The following is a 496-nucleotide window of genomic DNA, read 5'->3' on the forward strand; positions in this document are numbered from 1 at the left end:
GTAGCTCAATAGCCCCTTCATTTTCAAGACTGATGGATGGTGGATGTTGGTATTCATCTCGCTGGCAATATATCCAGCCAGTTCTTCCATCATGTCAGGGTCTTTGCAGACGGCAGGTCCCGATTGCTCCTCAGCTTTCTCTTCAGTCTCTTTACCGGCTGCCTTAGGATCAACCAACGCGTTCGCCGCTAAGGCTTTTTCCTTGAGATTCGGGTCGGCCAACAGGGTCGCCATCTTCTCGTCGTCCACAGAGCCATCAGGCCGGAATGCTCCCAGCGCCATGAAGTTGATGATCGTTGCGCCACCAGCGTCCCCCATGACAAAACCACCCCCGACATCTCCTGAGCCAGTGATGATTGTCCCGCCGTGACTGGTTGGGCTCCCTAAATGGGCCATGGGACGGCCATTTACCTGAATGGAAGGAAAGCCTGTAGTGATGACTGCACCACACCCACAGGTATCGCCAACCCGGGCTGAGCCCATAAAGTTGATGTTG

At 54.4% G+C, this 496-nt stretch carries 1 protein-coding gene; it reads right to left on the bottom strand.

Annotated elements, in window-relative coordinates:
* Positions 1–496 (bottom strand): PAAR domain-containing protein (locus DU29_RS01000000130790; RefSeq protein WP_177326996.1); only part of this gene is annotated, 496 nt, incomplete at both ends.

Origin of the sequence: Pseudomonas sp. Ant30-3, assembly GCF_000690905.1 — a bacterium.
Lineage (GTDB): Bacteria > Pseudomonadota > Gammaproteobacteria > Pseudomonadales > Pseudomonadaceae > Aquipseudomonas.